The organism is Mycobacterium sp. (assembly GCF_965229265.1).
Classification (GTDB): domain Bacteria; phylum Actinomycetota; class Actinomycetes; order Mycobacteriales; family Mycobacteriaceae; genus Mycobacterium.
On sequence record NZ_CBDDIY010000010.1, the window covers coordinates 924,459 to 940,617 of the forward strand.

Sequence of the window (16,159 nt, forward strand, 5' to 3'; positions counted from 1 at the left end):
CGGATCAGTGCTTCTCGGGGCCGACGTAGTACTCGAACACCAGGCCCGAGACGGCGGCCAGGACGAACACCACGCCGGCGGCGATCAGCCAGGGCAGCCACAACGCGGCACCGACGGCGGCCGTCGAGAAGGACAGCGCGATCATGATCGGCCACCAGCTGTGCGGCGCGTAGAAGCCCAACTCACCTGCGCCGTCGCTGATTTCAGCGTCCTCGTAGTCCTCGGGACGAGTGTCGAGGCGACGGGCCACGAAGCGGAAGAACGTCCCGATGATCAGCGACAGCCCGGCGGTGAGCACCAGCGCCGTGGTGCCGGCCCACTCGATACCGCCGTTGCCGAAGATCGCGGTCAACACGCCGTAGACGACTGCGGCGAGGACGAAGAACGCCGTCAGGATTTCGAACAGCCTGGCTTCGATATGCATCTGCGGTCCCCTACTTGCTCGCCTGCGGGATCACTTGCTCGCCCCGACGGGTGTCGAACGGGCGGGTGCTGGTCGCAACCGGCGACTGGTTGATCGCCTGCAGCGCCTCGGCATTGGTCTTACCGGCAATGCGCTGCTGCAGGTAAGCCTTGAAGTCGTTGGCGGACACCACCCGGACCTCGAAGTTCATCATCGAGTGGTAGGTGCCGCACATCTCGGCGCACCGTCCGACGAACGCGCCGGTCTCCTCGATCTCGGCGACCTGGAACTTGTTCTCCGAGTGGTTGGCTTCCGGATTCGGGAAGACGTCACGCTTGAACAGGAACTCCGGCACCCAGAACGAGTGGATGACGTCGGCGGAGGCGACCTGGAACTCGATCCGCTTGCCGACCGGCAGCACCAGCACCGGGATCTCGTCGCTGGTGCCCAGCGTCTCGACCTTGTCGAAGTTGAGGTAGGTACGGTCCTCGGAGTTCAGGCCGCGCACCGGGCCCACGCGCTCCTCGCCGTGGGCGTCGACGCCTTCGGGCTTGGACACCATCGCGGCCTTGCGGGCCGGGTCGGCACCGTCGTAGTTCATCGTGCCGTCGGCGAAGTCGACCTTCTGGTAGCCGAACTTCCAGTTCCACTGGAAAGCCGTGACGTCGATGACGACCTCGGGATTGGGGTCCCGGTGGGTCATCTTCTCCTGCACGACGACGGTGAAGTAGAAGAGCACCGAGATGATCAGGAATGGGATGACCGTCAGCACAAGTTCCAGCGGCATGTTGTAGCCGAACTGGCGGGGCAACTCGTCGTCGCCCTTCTTCTTGCGGTGGAAGGCCATGGTCCAGAAGGTCAGGCCCCAGACGATGACGCCGACGACCAGCGCGGCGATGACGGAGCCGACCCACAGGTCACGATTGGCATGCGCTTCAGGGGTGATGCCTTTGGGCCAGCCCAGGCCCAGCACTTCCTGCCAGCTGCACCCGCTCAGGGTCAGCGCCAGCGCACCGAAGGTGACGGCTAGCGCCAGCACCCGGAAGCGGGAACCGCGGGTCTTCACTTTGGCGCCTCCTGTTTCAGGTCCAGCTCATGGCCCTAATGAACCGCAATTTTCTCATCGCGGGAACTTTTCGCGAATCGAATACTACGCAGCGTAGACCACGGGGGTTCCCCAGGCCCGACACACCTCCAATTCAGGTGTCGAGTCGACGATGTCGCAACGATCCGGGGTGGCGAGCGGGAGCCGAAATCGGGGTGTGGCGCGCTGTCGGCGCCCCCCGCCGGTTACGGCATACTAGGGCCGGTGTGCGGACTGCTGGCCCTGGTTACCGACCCGGCAACCGGTGTCAGTTCCGAGCTGGTCGAGGCGGTGTCCGGCGCGTCGCACCTGATGCGCCACCGGGGTCCGGACGAACCCGGTACCTGGTCGGACGAGAACGTCGTCCTGGGGTTCAACCGGCTGTCGATCATCGATATCGCGCACTCCCATCAGCCGCTGCGCTGGGGACCGCCCGACGAACCGGACCGCTATGTGCTGGTGTTCAACGGCGAGATCTACAACTACCTAGAACTGCGCGAGGCGTTGCGCTCCGAGCATGGTGCGGTCTTCGCCACCGACGGTGACGGCGAGGCGATCGTGGCCGCCTACCACTACTGGGGCATTGAGTCGCTGACCCGGCTGCGCGGCATGTTCGCCTTCGCGTTGTGGGACACCACCAACGAAGAACTGTTCTGCGCCCGCGACCCGTTCGGCATCAAACCGCTGTTCATGGCGACCGGCTCGGCCGGCACCGCCGTCGGCAGCGAGAAGAAATGCCTGCTTGGCCTGGCCGCCGAACTCGGCCTGGACACCGGGATCGACGAGCGGGCCGTCCAGCACTACACGGTGCTGCAGTACGTCCCGGAACCCGAGACACTGCACCGCGGCATCCGCCGGCTCGAGTCGGGGTGTTATGCGGTGATCCGGCCGGGCCAGGCGCCCACGGTGAGCCGGTACTTCGTGCCCCGGTTCACCGCCCGCCCGTTCGCCGCGGGCAGTGAGCAGGCCCGGTACGACGAGATCACCGCGGTCCTGGAGGACTCGGTGGCCAAGCACATGCGCGCCGACGTCACCGTCGGGGCGTTCCTGTCCGGCGGGATCGATTCCACCGCGATCGCCGCGCTGGCGATCCGGCACAACCCCCGGCTGATCACCTTCACCACCGGTTTCGAGCGCGAAGGCTTCTCCGAGGTGGATGTCGCGGTGGCGTCGGCCGAGGCGATCGGTGCCCGGCACGTCACCAAGGTGGTCACCCAGGCCGAATTCGTGGCCGCGCTGCCCGAGATCGTCTGGTACCTCGACGAGCCGGTAGCCGACCCCGCCCTGGTGCCGTTGTTCTTCATCGCCCGCGAGGCCCGCAAGCACGTCAAGGTGGTGCTGTCCGGCGAAGGTGCCGACGAGCTCTTCGGCGGCTACACGATCTACCGGGAGCCGTTGTCGCTCAAGCCGTTTGACTACCTTCCCCGACCGGTGCGCAAGTCACTGGGCCGGGCGTCCCGTCCGCTGCCGGAGGGCATGCGCGGCAAGAGCCTGCTGCACCGGGGCTCGCTGTCGCTCGAGGAGCGCTACTACGGCAACGCACGCAGCTTCTCCGACGAGCAGCTGCGCGCGGTGCTGACCGAGTTCAACCCGGCCTGGACGCACACCGATGTCACCGCACCGATCTATGCGCAGTCCACCGGCTGGGACCCGGTGGCGCGCATGCAGCACGTGGACCTGTTCACCTGGCTGCGCGGCGACATCCTGGTCAAGGCCGACAAGATGACGATGGCCAACTCACTGGAGCTGCGGGTGCCGTTCCTGGATCCCGAGGTGTTCGCGGTGGCCTCCCGGCTGCCGTTCGACCAGAAGATCACCCGAACCACCACCAAGTACGCGTTGCGCCGGGCCCTCGAGCCGATCGTTCCGGCGCACGTTCTGCACCGAGCCAAGCTGGGCTTCCCGGTGCCGATCCGGCACTGGCTGCGCTCGGGTGAGCTGATGGACTGGGCGTACGCGACGATCGGTGCCTCGCAGGCCGGCGAGCTGGTCGATATCGCCGGGGTGCGCCGGATGCTCGACGAGCACCGGGCCGGGGACAGCGACCACAGCCGACGGCTGTGGACGGTGCTGATCTTCATGCTGTGGCATGCGATCTTCGTCGAGCACAGCGTGACGCCGGCGATCAGCGAGCCGCACTACCCGGTGCAGCTCTAGCCGAGGGCGCTCAGCCGAGCGCGGCGGCGATCTCCTCGGCCGCCGCGGCGCCGTAGGCGCCGGCGAGCCGGGTCTTGGCCACCGCCAGGTCCCACGTCCAGTTCTGGGTGCCGGTGGTCTCCAGTACCAGCACCGCCACCAGCGAGCCCAACTGAGCCGAGCGCTCGAGGCTCAGCCCGGCACTGCGTCCGGTCAGGAACCCCGCGCGGAACGCGTCGCCGACGCCGGTCGGGTCGACCTGGGCGATCTCCGGGACGACGTCGACATGCACGGTGGTGCCGTCGGTGTGGACCAGGTCAACACCTTTGGCGCCGAGCGTGGTGACGCGCAGGCCAACCTGGGCCAGCACGTCGCTGTCGGTCCAACCGGTCTTGGACAGCAGCAGGTCCCACTCGTAGTCATTGGTAAACAGGTAGGTCGCACCATCGATGAGCGCTCTGATCTGCTCGCCGGACAGCCGGGCCAGCTGCTGGGAGGGGTCGGCGGCGAAGGCCAGGCCGAGCTTGCGGCACTCATCGGTGTGCAGGAACATCGTGTCGGGGTCGTTGGCCCCCACGATCACCAACTCGGGTGTGCCGATCGCATCAACGACGTTGGCTAGCTTGATATTTCGCGCCTCCGACATCGCACCTGGATAGAACGAGGCGATCTGGGCCATGTCCACGTCGGTGGTGCAGACGAACCGCGCGGTGTGCGCGGTATCGGAGATCAGGACGCCGCGGCAGTCGACCCCGGCGGCTTCCAGCCATTGCCGGTAGTCGGCGAAGTCCACCCCGGCCGCGCCGACGAGGGCCGCGCTGCCGCCCAGGACACCGATCGCGTAGGCCATGTTTCCGGCGACACCGCCGCGGTGCACCACGAGGTCGTCGACCAGGAAACTCAGCGACACCTTCTGCAGATGCTCGGCCAGGAGCTGCTCGGAGAACCGCCCGGGAAAGCGCATCAAGTGGTCGGTGGCAATGGATCCGGTCACCGCGATGGTCACGAGCGTCCACCCTTCATTCACTAGAGAATCTAGGTAACGGTACCCGGGTATCGCCGCCCGTTTATTTCCAGCCCGGTGCGCTAGCCTGCGTACGAGAGCCGACCAAATGGCCCCGGTATCGGCCGCGCTGTGGCCGGGACCGAAAGTCCGGGGCCCTGATGACCCCAGGAGATATATCGATGGCTGGCCCGATTCCGCCGCACCAGCAGGGCGGCTCCCAGGGTCAACCGATTCCCGGCCAGCCGGCGTACTCGGAGCCCTACCCCGACGAACCGTTCGGCCCGGCAGGGTCGCCGGGGCCGTCGGGGCCCTATCCCGGCGTGTACCCGGGGACGCTGCCGCCGCCGGTGTCCTACGCCAAGCCGCGCCGGCGCAAGGCGCTGTGGCTGAGCCTGCTGGCGCTGGCGCTCGTCGTGGTCGTGGTCGCGGCGGTGCTGGCGATCCGCACCGAGCGGCCGGGGACGGCGGCGGGCACCACATTCACCGAGTCGTCGACCAAGTCGGCGATCCAGAACTATCTGAGCGCGCTGTCCAAGGGCGACAGCGAGGTCATCGCACGCAACAACTTGTGCGGCATGTACGACGGCGTGAAAGACCGCAAGTCCGATCTGGCGTTGGCGCGCCTGGCCAGCGATGCGTTCAGCAGGCAGTTCTCGGCCGCCGAGGTGTCCTCGATCGACGCGATCGTGCCGTGGTCGAGCTATCAGGCCCAGGTCTTGTTCACCATGCGGGTGGCCCCCACTTCCGGGGCGCGCGGCGGTGGCCGTAGCGAAGAGCAGGGGGTCGCGCAGCTGCTGCGCCAGGGCAACCAGCTGCTGGTCTGCTCATATCTACTGCGAACGGCCGCCCAGTACTGACCGGGCGGCCGTCGAGGGTCGAGCAGAAAATCAGTTGAACGAGTCGCCGCAGGCGCACGAGCCCGTGGCATTGGGGTTGTCGATGGTGAAGCCCTGCTTCTCGATGGTGTCGACGAAATCGATCGTGGCGCCCTGGATATAGGGGGCGCTCATCCGGTCGACGGTCAGGGTGACGCCGCCGAACTCACTGGTCAGGTCGCCGTCGAGGGTCCGGTCGTCGAAGAACAGGTTGTAGCGCAGGCCGGCGCAGCCGCCCGGCTGGACTGCGATGCGCAGCGCCAGATCGTCGCGGCCCTCCTGGTCCAGGAGCGCCTTGGCCTTGGCGGCTGCGGCCTCGGTCAGGACCGCGCCGTGGGTGTCGGTCTCGGTCGTGGTCGACTGATCGGAAACAGTCATTGCGTCTCCCTCAAAGCAGATGTCTGTGTGGGTTCCCGTGGGGATTCGGCCCACCTGGTCAACGGTACCTTGTCGGGCGGCTATTCCCGAGCCAGCCAGCGCAGATCGGCCGCGGTCGCGTGGGCCAGCCCGGCCAGCTGGTTGGCGGCGTCGTCAATGGCAAGCTGCACCGACCCGGCGTGGTCGGTGATGGCGTAGGCCGCGGCGATGCCGGCCTCGGCCAGCGCCGCCGGCTCGAGGGTGACCTGCCCGGCCAGGACCACCACCGGGGTGCCCCGGCGCGCGGCCCCGCCGGCCAGCGCGCTGACCACCTTGCCGTGCAGCGACTGGTCGTCGAACCGGCCCTCGCCGGTGACGATCACATCGGCGGCCGCGACGTCGCCGGCCAACCCGGTGTGCTCGGCGATGACGGCCGCCCCGGATTCCCGGCGGGCGCCCAGCGCCAGCAGGGCCGCCCCCAGTCCCCCGGCCGCACCGGCTCCCGGCAGCGGGCTGACCGTGTCGCCGGCGAGCGCGTCGAGTCGGGCGGCCCACGCCGTCATCCGCTGCTCGAGGATCTCCACCGTCGCCGGGTCGGCGCCCTTCTGCGGTCCGAAGATCCGGGCGGCGCCCATCGGTCCCAGCAGCGGATGTTCGACGTCGGTGGCGGCGATGAGCTCGACCCCGGCCAGCTTGTCGCGCGCCTGGGCAAGGCCGCCGAGCGCCTCGACGAGGCCGCGGCCGCCGTCGGTGCATGAGCTGCCGCCCAGGCCGACGACGATGGTGTCCGCGCCGGCATCCAGCGCGGCGCCGACGAGTTGGCCTACTCCACGGCTGTGCGCGGCGACCGCGGTGTCCGGGGTGGGTGCGCCGCCGAGCAGCGTCAGGCCACACGCCTGCGCGCACTCGATATAGGCGGTATGGGTTCGCGCGTCGTACACCCATTCGGCGTCGACCTCGCTGCTCAACGGACCCGATACCCGCGCCGTCCGTCGCCCGCCGAGCCGGCTGGCCAGCACGTCGACGAACCCGGGCCCGCCGTCGGACTGCGGGGCCAGGACGAGCTCGTCGGTGGGCCGGGCCTGCCCCCAACCCGTGGCAATGGACTGGGCGGCTTCGACGGCGGTCAAGCTGTCGCCGTAGCAGTCCGGCGCGATCAGCACCCGCATTCCTGCAGGGTAAGCCCGGTCATGCCGAGGTGCATTCCGAGCGGGCGGCGCGGCGAAGTAACCTGACAGGCGTGAAGCTGCTGGGCCGCAAGAACGACGACGGTGACGCCAAGCAGGCCGAACCGACCGATGTCGACGTGCCGGCTGTGCCGCCGGGTACAACCGCGCCCAAGGGCAGGCCCACTCCGAAGCGCAGCGAGACCGCCAAGCGTCGCGGTCCGGTCGCCCCGGCCCCCATGACGACGGCGGAGGCCCGCAAACGCCGCAAGGAGATGCGGGCCACCCTGACCAAGGAGGAGCGCCGAGCGGACAAGCTCGAGCGCCGGGCGGCGATGAACGAACGCCGTGAGCGGATGATGGGCGGCGAAGAGGCCTACCTGCTCCCCCGCGACCGTGGGCCGGTTCGCCGCTATGCCCGTGACATCGTCGATGCCCGGCGCAATGTGCTCGGCCTGTTCATGCCCGCGGCGCTGTTCCTGATCTTCGTGATGCTGGCCGTCCCGCAGGTGCAGCTCTACATCTCCCCGGCCATGCTGGTGTTGATGGCGGTCATGGCCGTCGACGGGGTGCTGCTGGGCCGCAAGGTCAACAAGGCGGTCAACGCGAAGTTCCCGGACAATACCGAAGGTGGCTTCAAGCTCGGACTGTACGCAGCGGGCCGCGCCTCGCAGATGCGCCGTATGCGCGCCCCCCGGCCTCAGGTCGAGCGCGGCGCCAAAGTCGTCTGAGCCGATTCCACACAGTGCGCACGCTGGTGCTCGGCGGGATCAGGTCGGGCAAGTCACGATGGGCGGAGACCGCGATCGCCGGCGAACCTGCGGTGCGCTACATCGCGACCGGGCCGGGCGCCGACACCGATCCAGCCTGGGCGCAGCGGGTCGCCGCGCACCGCGACCGTAGACCCGGCAGCTGGTGCACGATCGAATCCACCGATGTGGCAACGCTGTTGCATGACAACGACGCCGCCGCAACCCTGGTCGACGATCTGGGCGGATGGCTGACCGCCGCGCTGGACCGCCGGGGTTGGGACGGCGGTTCGGTGACCGCCGACGTCGACGAGCTGGTGAGCGCGGTCGACGGGTTCGCCGCGCCGCTGGCCCTGGTCAGCCCCGAGGTGGGGTTGACCGTGGTAGCGCCGACCGCGTCCGGAAGGCGATTCGCCGACGAACTCGGCACACTGAATCAACGACTCGCCCAGTGCTGTGAGCAGGTGGTCCTGGTGATTGCCGGGCTACCGGTCTGGGTCAAACCGACGAAGGCTTCGAGCTGATGGATTTCCCCGCGGTCACACCGCCCGACTACCGGGCCGCCGCAGCGGCCCAGCGCAGGCAGGACATTCTCACCAAGCCGACGGGTGCGTTGGGCCGCCTCGAGGACCTGTCCGTGTGGGTGTCCTCCTGCCAGGGGCTTTGTCCACCAACACAGTTCGAGCGTGCCCGGGTGGTGGTGTTTGCGGGCGACCACGGTGTGGCGCGCACCGGCGTGTCGGCCTACCCGCCGGAGGTGACCGCGCAGATGGTGGCCAACATCGATGCCGGCGGTGCGGCGATCAATGTGCTGGCCGGTATCGCGGGTGCGACGGTGCGGGTGGTCGACATCGCCGTGGACTGTGCGAAGCCGGTGTCGGAGGCCATCGGCGCGCACAAGGTGCGGCGCTCCAGTGGCAACATCGCGCAGGCCGATGCGCTGAGCGCCGACGAGGCGATCGCCGCACTGGAGGCGGGTCGGCGCATCGCCGACGACGAGGTGGACGCCGGTGCCGATCTGCTGATCGCCGGCGACATGGGCATCGGGAACACCACGGCGGCAACGGCTTTGATCGCGACCCTGACCGACACCGAGCCGGTGGCGGTGGTGGGCCGCGGGACGGGCATCGACGACGCGACGTGGGCGCGTAAGACCGCGGCGGTGCGCGACGCGATGTACCGGGGACGTCGGCTTCGCTCGGATCCGGTCGGGCTGTTGCGGACGTGCGGGGGCGCGGACTTGGCCGCGATGGCCGGCTTCTGTGCCCAGGCGGCGGTGCGGCGCACCCCCCTGTTGCTCGACGGTGTGGTGGTGACCGCGGCAGCGCTGGTCGCCGATCGGCTGGCGCCGGGGGCGCGGGCCTGGTGGCAGGCCGGGCATCGCTCGACCGAACCGGCGCACACGCTGGCACTGGCTTACCTGGAGCTGGAGCCGATCGTCGACCTTGGCCTGCGACTGGGTGAAGGTACCGGCGCCGCGGTGGCGCTACCGATGCTGCGCGCGGCCGTCGCGACGCTGGCGTCGATGGCCACCTTCGAAGCCGCCGGCGTCTCCGAACGCACCCCGGACTGACTTGTGATCCGTTCGCTGACAACTGCTTTCGCGTTCGCAACGGTGCTTCCTGTACCGACCCGCGGGGCAGCTGTCGGGCGGTCGACGATGACGGCGCTGCCGTTGGTGGGCGCGGTGCTGGGCGCTGTGGCGGCGGCGGCGCTGTGGGCCGGTGAGTGGGCGTTCGGGACTCACAACACCCTGGCCGGGGTGCTGGCCGTGGCCGCGGTGCTGCTGATGACGCGCGGGTTGCACATCGACGGGCTGTCCGACACGGTCGACGGCCTGGGCTGCTATGGCCCGCCGGAGCGGGCGCTGCGCGTGATGCGCGACGGGACGGCGGGTCCGTTCGGGGTGGCGGCCGTCGTCGTGGTGCTGGTCGCACAGGCCTGCGCGTTCGCGGCGGCACCGTCGGGACCGACCGGGGCGGTTGCCGTCCTCACCGCGCTGACCACCGGCCGGGTGGCCGCGGTGCTGGCCTGTCGCCGTGGGGTGCCCGCAGCCGCGGGCAGCACCCTGGGCGGGCTGGTCGCGGGCAGTCAGCCGGCCGCGGTCGCCGCGGCCTGGGTCGTGCTTGCCGCGGGGCTCGCGGTGGTGGCGACCCCCCGGGTCTGGCAGGGGCCGCTGGTGGTGCTTGCCGCGGTGGGACTGACCGTGCTGCTGGTCGCCCATTGCGCGCGCCGTTTCGGCGGCATCACCGGAGACGTGTTGGGCGCGGTGATCGAGGTGGCGACCACCGTGACCCTGATCGGTCTGGTGATCCGTCCGTGAGCCTGCCGGGAAGGCTACCGATACTCACAGAGGTAGGCGGTCTCCACATCGGCACGCACCGTGAACCGGCTCTGCGCGGGCACGGTGAATTGCGTTCCCGCAGCGAAGGTTTCCCAGTCATCGCGGCCCGGCAGCCGAACGGTCAGCGCGCCGCTGATCACGGTCATGATCTCCAGCTGCGATGTCCCGAACTCGTACTCCCCCACCGCCATGACGCCGACGGTCGCCGGGCCGTCGGCGGTCGCGAAGGCGATCGATGCGACATCGCCATCGAAGTACTCGTTGACCTTGAACACTGCAGCTCCTCCGGCGCTCGGGTGAGCCGTCAGACTACCGGGCCCGCCGATCGCCATCCCGCCAGCGTGGGCGGGAGGGCCGCACTCAGCTGAGCCGGGCCATCCAGCCATGGGTGTCGGCGAAGGTGCCGCGCTGGATGCCGGTGAGGGTGTCACGCAGCGCCATCGTCACCTCGCCCGACTCGCCGTCGGCGATGGTGAACTCGCCTTCACCGAACTTGACGTGGGAGACCGGGGTGATGACCGCCGCCGTACCGCAGGCGAACACCTCGGTGATCTCCCCGGCGGTCACGCCCTTGCGCCACTCCTCGATGTCGATCTTGCGTTCTTCGACGGCGTAGCCGGCGTCGCTGGCCAGTTGCAGCAACGAGTCGCGGGTGATGCCGGGCAGCAGTGAGCCGGACAACTCGGGGGTGACCAGCCGGGCTGAGCCGCCGCTGCCGAAGACGAAGAACAGGTTCATCCCGCCCATCTCCTCGATGTAGCGGCGTTCGATCGCGTCGAGCCACACCACTTGGTCGCAGCCGTGGTCGGCGGCTTCGGCCTGGGCCAGCAGCGAGGCCGCGTAGTTGCCGCCGAACTTCGCCGCCCCGGTGCCGCCCGGGCTGGCGCGCACGTATTCGGTGGACAGCCACACGCTGACCGGCTTGACCCCGCCCTTGAAGTAGGCGCCGGCCGGCGAGGCGATCACCAGGTAGCGGTACTCGGAGGCCGGCCGCACGCCCAGGCCGGGTTCGGTGGCGATCACGAACGGCCGCAGGTACAGCGACTCTTCGCCACCGGCGGGCGGCACCCACTGCCCGTCGACGGCGATCAGCTGCTGCAGCGATTCGATGAACATCTCTTCGGACAGCTCCGGGATGGCCAGCCGGCGCGCCGACGCGCGCAACCGCGCCGCGTTGGCCTCCGGCCGGAACGACACGATGGAACCGTCGGCCCAGCGGTAGGCCTTGAGACCTTCGAAGATCTCTTGCGCGTAGTGCAGGACGATGGCCGACGGATCCAGCTCGATGGGCCCGTACGGCATCACCCGCGCATCGTGCCAGCCGAGTTCGTCGGTGTAGAGCACCGAGACCATGTGGTCGGTGTGGAAACGACCGAAGCCGGGGTCGGCCAGAATGGTGGCGCGTACCTCGTCGCTCGCCGGATTTGCGTTGCGCTCAACCGTGAACTCGAGGGGGCCGTTGGTCATACGGCGATTGTAGACCGGGCCGCTAGCGAGTTTTCACCTCGACGAAGGGTGGTTTGACCACCTCACATTCCAGCGCACGGCCGCGCACGTCGACGGTGACCAGCGCGCCGTCCTCAATGCCGGCGTCGGTGTCCACGAGGGCAAGGGCGATACCGACTTTCAGGGTGGGCGAGAAGGTTCCCGACGTCGTGATGCCCACCGGCTGCGACCCGTTGAGCACGGTCAGATCCGGCCGCAGCACGCCCCGCCCGGTGGCCCGCAGTCCGCGCAGCAGCCGGCGCGGGCCGGCCTCCTTTTCGGCCAGCAGCGCCTCGCGGCCCCAGAACGCGTCCTTTTTCCATCCGATGGCCCAGCCGCAGCGAGCCTGCAGCGGCGAGATGTCAAGCGACAGCTCATGCCCGTGCAGCGGATAGCCCATTTCGGTGCGCAGGGTGTCGCGGGCACCCAGCCCGGCGAGTTGTCCGCCCGCGCCCCGCACCTCGGCGGCCAGTGCGTCGAACACCACCGGCGCTAAGTCCCACGGCGGCAGCAGCTCGTAGCCGTGCTCGCCGGTGTATCCGGTCCGGCAGACCCGCACCGGCACGCCGGAGTAGCTAGCGTCGGCGTAACCCATGTAGTCCATGTCAGTGGGCAGGCCCAGCGCGTCGAGCACCTCGGCCGAGCGCGGGCCCTGCACGGCCAGCACGGCGTAGGAGCGGTGCTCGTCGGTGATCGAGATACCCTGCGGCGCAGCTTCTTGCAGGGCGGCGACGACGGCCGCGGTGTTGGCGGCGTTGGGCACCAGGAAGATCTCGTCGTCGCTGACGTAGTAGGCGATGAGGTCGTCGATGACGCCGCCGTCGGGGGTGCAGCACAGCGTGTACTGCGCCTTGCCTGGTCCGACCCGGCGCAGGTCGTTGGTCAGCGCGGAGTTGACGAACTCGGCGGCCCCCGGCCCCACTACCAGTGCCTTGCCGAGGTGGCTGACGTCGAACAGGCCGACGGCCTCGCGCGTGGCGGTGTGCTCGCCGACGGTCCCGGCGTACGACACCGGCATCAGCCATCCGCCGAACGGGGCGAACGTGGCACCCAGTTCGCGGTGTTGGCTCTCGAGGGGCCCGTGCAACAGCTCGGAATTGTCGGTCACGGCCAACAACAGTAAACCCCCATCGCTAGGGTTGATCCTCGTGAGCACCCAACCCGGTTATCCAGCACCCACCGTCAGCGTCGCGACCTCCCTGCCCAAGCGCGGCGCGGGCTCGGCCGTGCTGATCGTCCCGGTCGTCACCGGTGCAGAGAGCAACGGCTCGCCGGCGGTTGTCGGCGGCCCATTCCTCGACGCCGAGGCGATCGGCGAGATCGAGGTCGCCCTGCGCGCCCTGGGCGCCAAGGCCGGAGCCGAGCAGGTGACCCGTTTGCACGTGCCCTCGCTCCCGGTCGCCAGTGTGCTGGCCGTGGGCCTGGGTGCCCCGCGCGACGAGTGGCCCGCCGACCTCATCCGGCGCGCCGCCGGGGTGGCCGCGCGTTCGCTGTCCGGGGTGGAGGCCGTCGTCACGACATTGACGGAGCTACACCTGGAGGCCGCCGTCGAGGGGCTGATCCTGGGCGGCTACCGGTTCACCGAGTTCCGCAGCGCCAAGACCGCGCCGAAGGAGCCGGCCCTGGCCAAGATCACCGCGCTGAGCACCGCGGCCGGCGCCAAGAAGGACGCCGCGCGCGCCGCGGCCATCGCCACCGCCGTGGCGACCGCCCGCGATTTGGTCAACACCCCGCCCAGCCACCTGTTCCCGGCCGAATTCGCCAAGCGCGCCAAGGCCTTGGGCGAGGCGGCCGGCCTGGAGGTCGAGGTGCTTGACGACAAGGCGCTGGCCAAGGCGGGCTTCGGCGGGATCGTCGGGGTCGGCCAGGGATCGTCTCGTCCGCCCCGCCTGGTGCGGCTGGCCTACAAGGGCAGCAAGGCCGGCAAGGGCAAGAAGAGTAAGACCGTGGCGCTGGTCGGCAAGGGCATCACCTTCGACACCGGCGGCATCTCGATCAAGCCGGCCGCGTCGATGCATCACATGACCTCCGACATGGGCGGGGCCGCCGCGGTGATCGCCACCGTTGTGCTGGCCGCGCAGCAGGAATTGCCCATCGACGTGATCGCCACCGTGCCGATGGCCGAGAACATGCCGTCCTCGACCGCGCAGCGTCCCGGCGACGTGCTGACCCAGTACGGCGGGATCACCGTCGAGGTGCTCAACACCGACGCCGAGGGCCGGCTGATCCTGGCCGACGCGATCGTGCGGGCGTGCGAGGACGACCCGGATTACCTGATCGAGACCTCGACCCTGACCGGGGCGCAGACCGTCGCACTGGGCGCCCGCACTCCCGGGGTGATGGGCAGCGACGAGTTCCGCGACCGGGTGGCGCGGATCTCGCAGACCGAAGGCGAGAACGCCTGGCCGATGCCGCTGCCCGAGGAACTCAAAGACGACCTCAAGTCGACGGTTGCCGACCTGGCCAACGTCAGTTCGCAGCGCTTCGCCGGCATGCTCGTGGCCGGTGTCTACCTGCGCGAGTTCGTCGCCGAGGGGGTCCAGTGGGCCCACATCGACATCGCCGGGCCGGCCTACAACACGTCGGGCCCGTGGGGCTACACCCCCAAGGGCGGTACCGGGGTGCCGACGCGGACGATGTTCGCGGTCCTGGAGGACATCGCGGCGAACGGTTAGCAGCTGCCGGCTAGATGACGGTGCCCCGCGCGCTGCTGCGCAGCGCCTGCGGCGCGATCCTCGACGTGCCGTACAACAGGTACGCCTCGGGGGTGACGGGCCGGATCGGCTTGTTCTTCTTGACCGCCGACACGATCGCCTTGGCCACCTTGTCCGGGGTGTAGCGGCGCAGTTCGAACATCTTCTCCAGCTGTGCGCGCCGGCCGGGTACGGCGGCCTGCTTACCGTGCGGGGCGTGGATGTCGGTGGTGGACACGATGTTGGTGTTGACGACACCCGGGCAGATGGTCGTCAGACCTATTCCCGCAGAGGCAAGTTCGGCGCGCAGGCAGTCGGAGAACATGTAGACCGCGGCCTTGGAGGTGCAGTAGGCGTTCAGCGACTGCAGCGGGGCGTAGGCCGCCATCGAGGCGACGTTGACGATGTGGCCGCCGGTGCCGCGCTCGACGAGGCGCCGCGCGAAGGACCGGCATCCGTTGACCACACCGCCGAGATTGACGTCCAGCACGCGGTCGAACTGCTCGGCGGGAGTGTCGAGGAACGCCCCGGCCACCCCGATTCCGGCGTTGTTGACGACGATGTCGGGCACACCGTGGGTGGCGCAGACCTCCTCGGCGAACCGCTCGACCGCCTCGGCGTCGGCGACGTCGAGCCGGTAGGGATGGGCCTGGCCACCGTGTGAGCCGATCCGGGCGACCGTTTCGGCCAGGCCCGCTTCGTCGATGTCGCTGACGACCAGCTCCGCACCTTCGCGGGCGAAGGCCAGTGCGGTCTCGCGCCCGATGCCGCTGCCCGCGCCGGTGATCGATACGAGCGTGTCGCCGAAGAACTTTCGCGGCCGGCCCACCTGGGCGCGCAGCAACGCGCGACTGGCGGGCCCGCCGTCCAGGTGCTCGGCCAGTTCGGTGACGGCCGCAGCCAGCACCTGCGGGTGAGAGAACGGCGACCAGTGCCCGGCACGGATGTCACGCCGCCATAGCCGCGGCGCCCAGCGGTGGGTGTCGTCGTAGACGTGGGGTCGCACGTAGGGGTCGTCGAGGTTGACGATCAGCTGAACCGGGACCGCGACGCGACGGTCGGACCGCACATGAGCCAGTGAGTGGAAAAAGTTGGCGCGGTAGATCTTCAGCCCGTTGACCACGTCGGAGGTGAAGGTGTCCCCATGGTGCACATGGTCGGCGGGGATGTGCCGGGTCAGGATGGGCCGCAGCCGGGTGGCGCCGGCACGCATCAGCGCCGGGGCCACCACCGGCACCGAGAATCCCGCCATGTAACTCAGGTGTGCGGCCTGGGACAGCGCGCGGGAGAACAGCGTCGGTCGATAGGGCCGCTTGAGTCCGTCACGGACGTAGCGGCTGAAGTGGTCGGCGCACGGACCCGATAGCGACGTGAACGAGACCACCCGGTCCACGGCCTCCGGGCGCGTGACGTATTCCCACATGCCGGCCGAGCCCCAGTCGTGCGCCAGTACGTGCACCGGCCGGTCGGGGCTCAGTTCGGCGATCACGGCGGCGAAGTCATCGGCGAAGTGGGTCATCTTGTACGACGACGCCCTCGCCGGAGACGACGAGGAACCGGCGCCACGGTTGTCGTAGCGGATGATGCGGAACTTCTCGGCCAGCAGGGGCACGACGCCGTCCCACAGCACATGCGAGTCCGGCCAGCCGTGGACCAGCACGACGGTCGGCCCGTCGGGGTTGCCCTCCACATAGACCGCGAGACGGGTGCCGTCGTTGCTGTCGACATAGCGCGTAGCCATCAGACCCCTCGAACCGCTCGTGGCTCGTGGCCACCGAGTAACTGTGACGATGAGTAGCTCATACCGTTGGTACCGGCCGGGTTTGACCCTGCCCGCCCGACGATGCACGTGTCAAGACGA

The 16,159-nt window shown here is 69.4% G+C and carries 16 protein-coding genes; 7 read left to right on the plus strand and 9 right to left on the minus strand.

Annotation, left to right across the window (positions count from 1 at the left end):
• Positions 1–4: 4 nt before the first annotated feature.
• Both ctaF and ctaC read right to left on the minus strand, forming a co-directional pair.
• Entirely contained in the window at positions 5–424 is a 420-nt protein-coding gene (ctaF, locus tag ADBZ9K_RS06440; RefSeq protein WP_526619243.1) for an aa3-type cytochrome oxidase subunit IV, read from the minus strand.
• A gap of 10 nt (positions 425–434) precedes the next feature.
• Positions 435–1,469 (minus strand): aa3-type cytochrome oxidase subunit II, encoded by a 1,035-nt coding sequence (gene ctaC / locus ADBZ9K_RS06445; protein ID WP_526619244.1) that lies wholly within the window; start codon positions 1,467–1,469, stop codon positions 435–437.
• 243 nt (positions 1,470–1,712) lie between these two features.
• Between ctaC and asnB the strand changes: the two genes are divergently transcribed.
• Positions 1,713–3,644: an asparagine synthase (glutamine-hydrolyzing) gene (gene asnB, locus ADBZ9K_RS06450; RefSeq protein ID WP_526619245.1), complete on the plus strand. Its 1,932-nt coding sequence runs from the start codon at positions 1,713–1,715 to the stop codon at positions 3,642–3,644.
• Positions 3,645–3,654: 10 nt separating this feature from the next.
• Here asnB and ADBZ9K_RS06455 read toward each other — a convergent pair whose 3' ends face one another.
• Positions 3,655–4,629, minus strand: coding sequence for a carbohydrate kinase family protein (locus ADBZ9K_RS06455; protein ID WP_526619246.1), 975 nt, complete (start codon positions 4,627–4,629; stop codon positions 3,655–3,657).
• Between the two features lie 179 nt (positions 4,630–4,808).
• Between ADBZ9K_RS06455 and ADBZ9K_RS06460 the strand changes: the two genes are divergently transcribed.
• Positions 4,809–5,486 carry an Rv0361 family membrane protein gene (locus ADBZ9K_RS06460; RefSeq protein ID WP_526619247.1) on the plus strand — a complete coding sequence of 226 codons (678 nt, stop codon included), beginning with the start codon at positions 4,809–4,811 and terminating at the stop codon, positions 5,484–5,486.
• A gap of 30 nt (positions 5,487–5,516) precedes the next feature.
• Here the strand turns inward: ADBZ9K_RS06460 and ADBZ9K_RS06465 are convergent, their stop codons facing one another.
• Both ADBZ9K_RS06465 and ADBZ9K_RS06470 read right to left on the minus strand, forming a co-directional pair.
• Positions 5,517–5,882: a HesB/IscA family protein gene (locus tag ADBZ9K_RS06465; RefSeq protein ID WP_526619249.1), complete on the minus strand. Its 366-nt coding sequence runs from the start codon at positions 5,880–5,882 to the stop codon at positions 5,517–5,519.
• A gap of 80 nt (positions 5,883–5,962) precedes the next feature.
• Positions 5,963–7,030, minus strand: coding sequence for a glycerate kinase (locus tag ADBZ9K_RS06470; protein WP_526619250.1), 1,068 nt, complete (start codon positions 7,028–7,030; stop codon positions 5,963–5,965).
• A 71-nt stretch (positions 7,031–7,101) separates the two neighbouring features.
• Between ADBZ9K_RS06470 and ADBZ9K_RS06475 the strand changes: the two genes are divergently transcribed.
• The 4 genes from ADBZ9K_RS06475 to ADBZ9K_RS06490 are packed head-to-tail and all read left to right on the plus strand — an operon-like array spanning position 7,102 to position 10,099.
• The gene (locus ADBZ9K_RS06475; RefSeq protein WP_526619251.1) at positions 7,102–7,758 is read left to right on the plus strand and encodes a DUF3043 domain-containing protein; all 657 of its coding nucleotides are present in this window, start codon (positions 7,102–7,104) and stop codon (positions 7,756–7,758) included.
• 14 nt (positions 7,759–7,772) lie between these two features.
• Positions 7,773–8,300 carry a bifunctional adenosylcobinamide kinase/adenosylcobinamide-phosphate guanylyltransferase gene (locus ADBZ9K_RS06480; RefSeq protein ID WP_526619252.1) on the plus strand — a complete coding sequence of 176 codons (528 nt, stop codon included), beginning with the start codon at positions 7,773–7,775 and terminating at the stop codon, positions 8,298–8,300.
• Positions 8,300–9,349: a nicotinate-nucleotide--dimethylbenzimidazole phosphoribosyltransferase gene (cobT, locus tag ADBZ9K_RS06485; RefSeq protein ID WP_526619253.1), complete on the plus strand. Its 1,050-nt coding sequence runs from the start codon at positions 8,300–8,302 to the stop codon at positions 9,347–9,349. The genes ADBZ9K_RS06480 and cobT overlap by 1 nt, the downstream gene beginning before the upstream one ends.
• Positions 9,350–9,352: 3 nt before the next feature.
• A complete protein-coding gene (locus ADBZ9K_RS06490) occupies positions 9,353–10,099 on the plus strand; it encodes an adenosylcobinamide-GDP ribazoletransferase (protein ID WP_526619254.1) in 747 nt (248 codons plus the stop codon).
• Positions 10,100–10,113: 14 nt separating this feature from the next.
• Here the strand turns inward: ADBZ9K_RS06490 and ppnP are convergent, their stop codons facing one another.
• From ppnP to gcvT, 3 genes are all read right to left on the minus strand, one after another.
• Positions 10,114–10,395, minus strand: a complete 282-nt coding sequence (gene ppnP, locus ADBZ9K_RS06495; RefSeq protein ID WP_526619255.1) for a pyrimidine/purine nucleoside phosphorylase — start codon at positions 10,393–10,395, stop codon at positions 10,114–10,116.
• Positions 10,396–10,480: 85 nt separating this feature from the next.
• Complete coding sequence (locus ADBZ9K_RS06500; RefSeq protein WP_526619256.1) at positions 10,481–11,587, minus strand: branched-chain amino acid aminotransferase; 1,107 nt, start codon at positions 11,585–11,587, stop codon at positions 10,481–10,483.
• A 22-nt stretch (positions 11,588–11,609) separates the two neighbouring features.
• Positions 11,610–12,713: a glycine cleavage system aminomethyltransferase GcvT gene (gcvT, locus tag ADBZ9K_RS06505; RefSeq protein ID WP_526619258.1), complete on the minus strand. Its 1,104-nt coding sequence runs from the start codon at positions 12,711–12,713 to the stop codon at positions 11,610–11,612.
• 40 nt (positions 12,714–12,753) lie between these two features.
• On the opposite strand from gcvT, the gene ADBZ9K_RS06510 reads away from it, so the two are divergent.
• Positions 12,754–14,280, plus strand: coding sequence for a leucyl aminopeptidase (locus ADBZ9K_RS06510; protein WP_526619259.1), 1,527 nt, complete (start codon positions 12,754–12,756; stop codon positions 14,278–14,280).
• A 10-nt stretch (positions 14,281–14,290) separates the two neighbouring features.
• Here the strand turns inward: ADBZ9K_RS06510 and ADBZ9K_RS06515 are convergent, their stop codons facing one another.
• Positions 14,291–16,039, minus strand: coding sequence for an SDR family oxidoreductase (locus tag ADBZ9K_RS06515; RefSeq protein WP_526619260.1), 1,749 nt, complete (start codon positions 16,037–16,039; stop codon positions 14,291–14,293).
• Between the last annotated feature and the right edge of the window lie 120 nt (positions 16,040–16,159).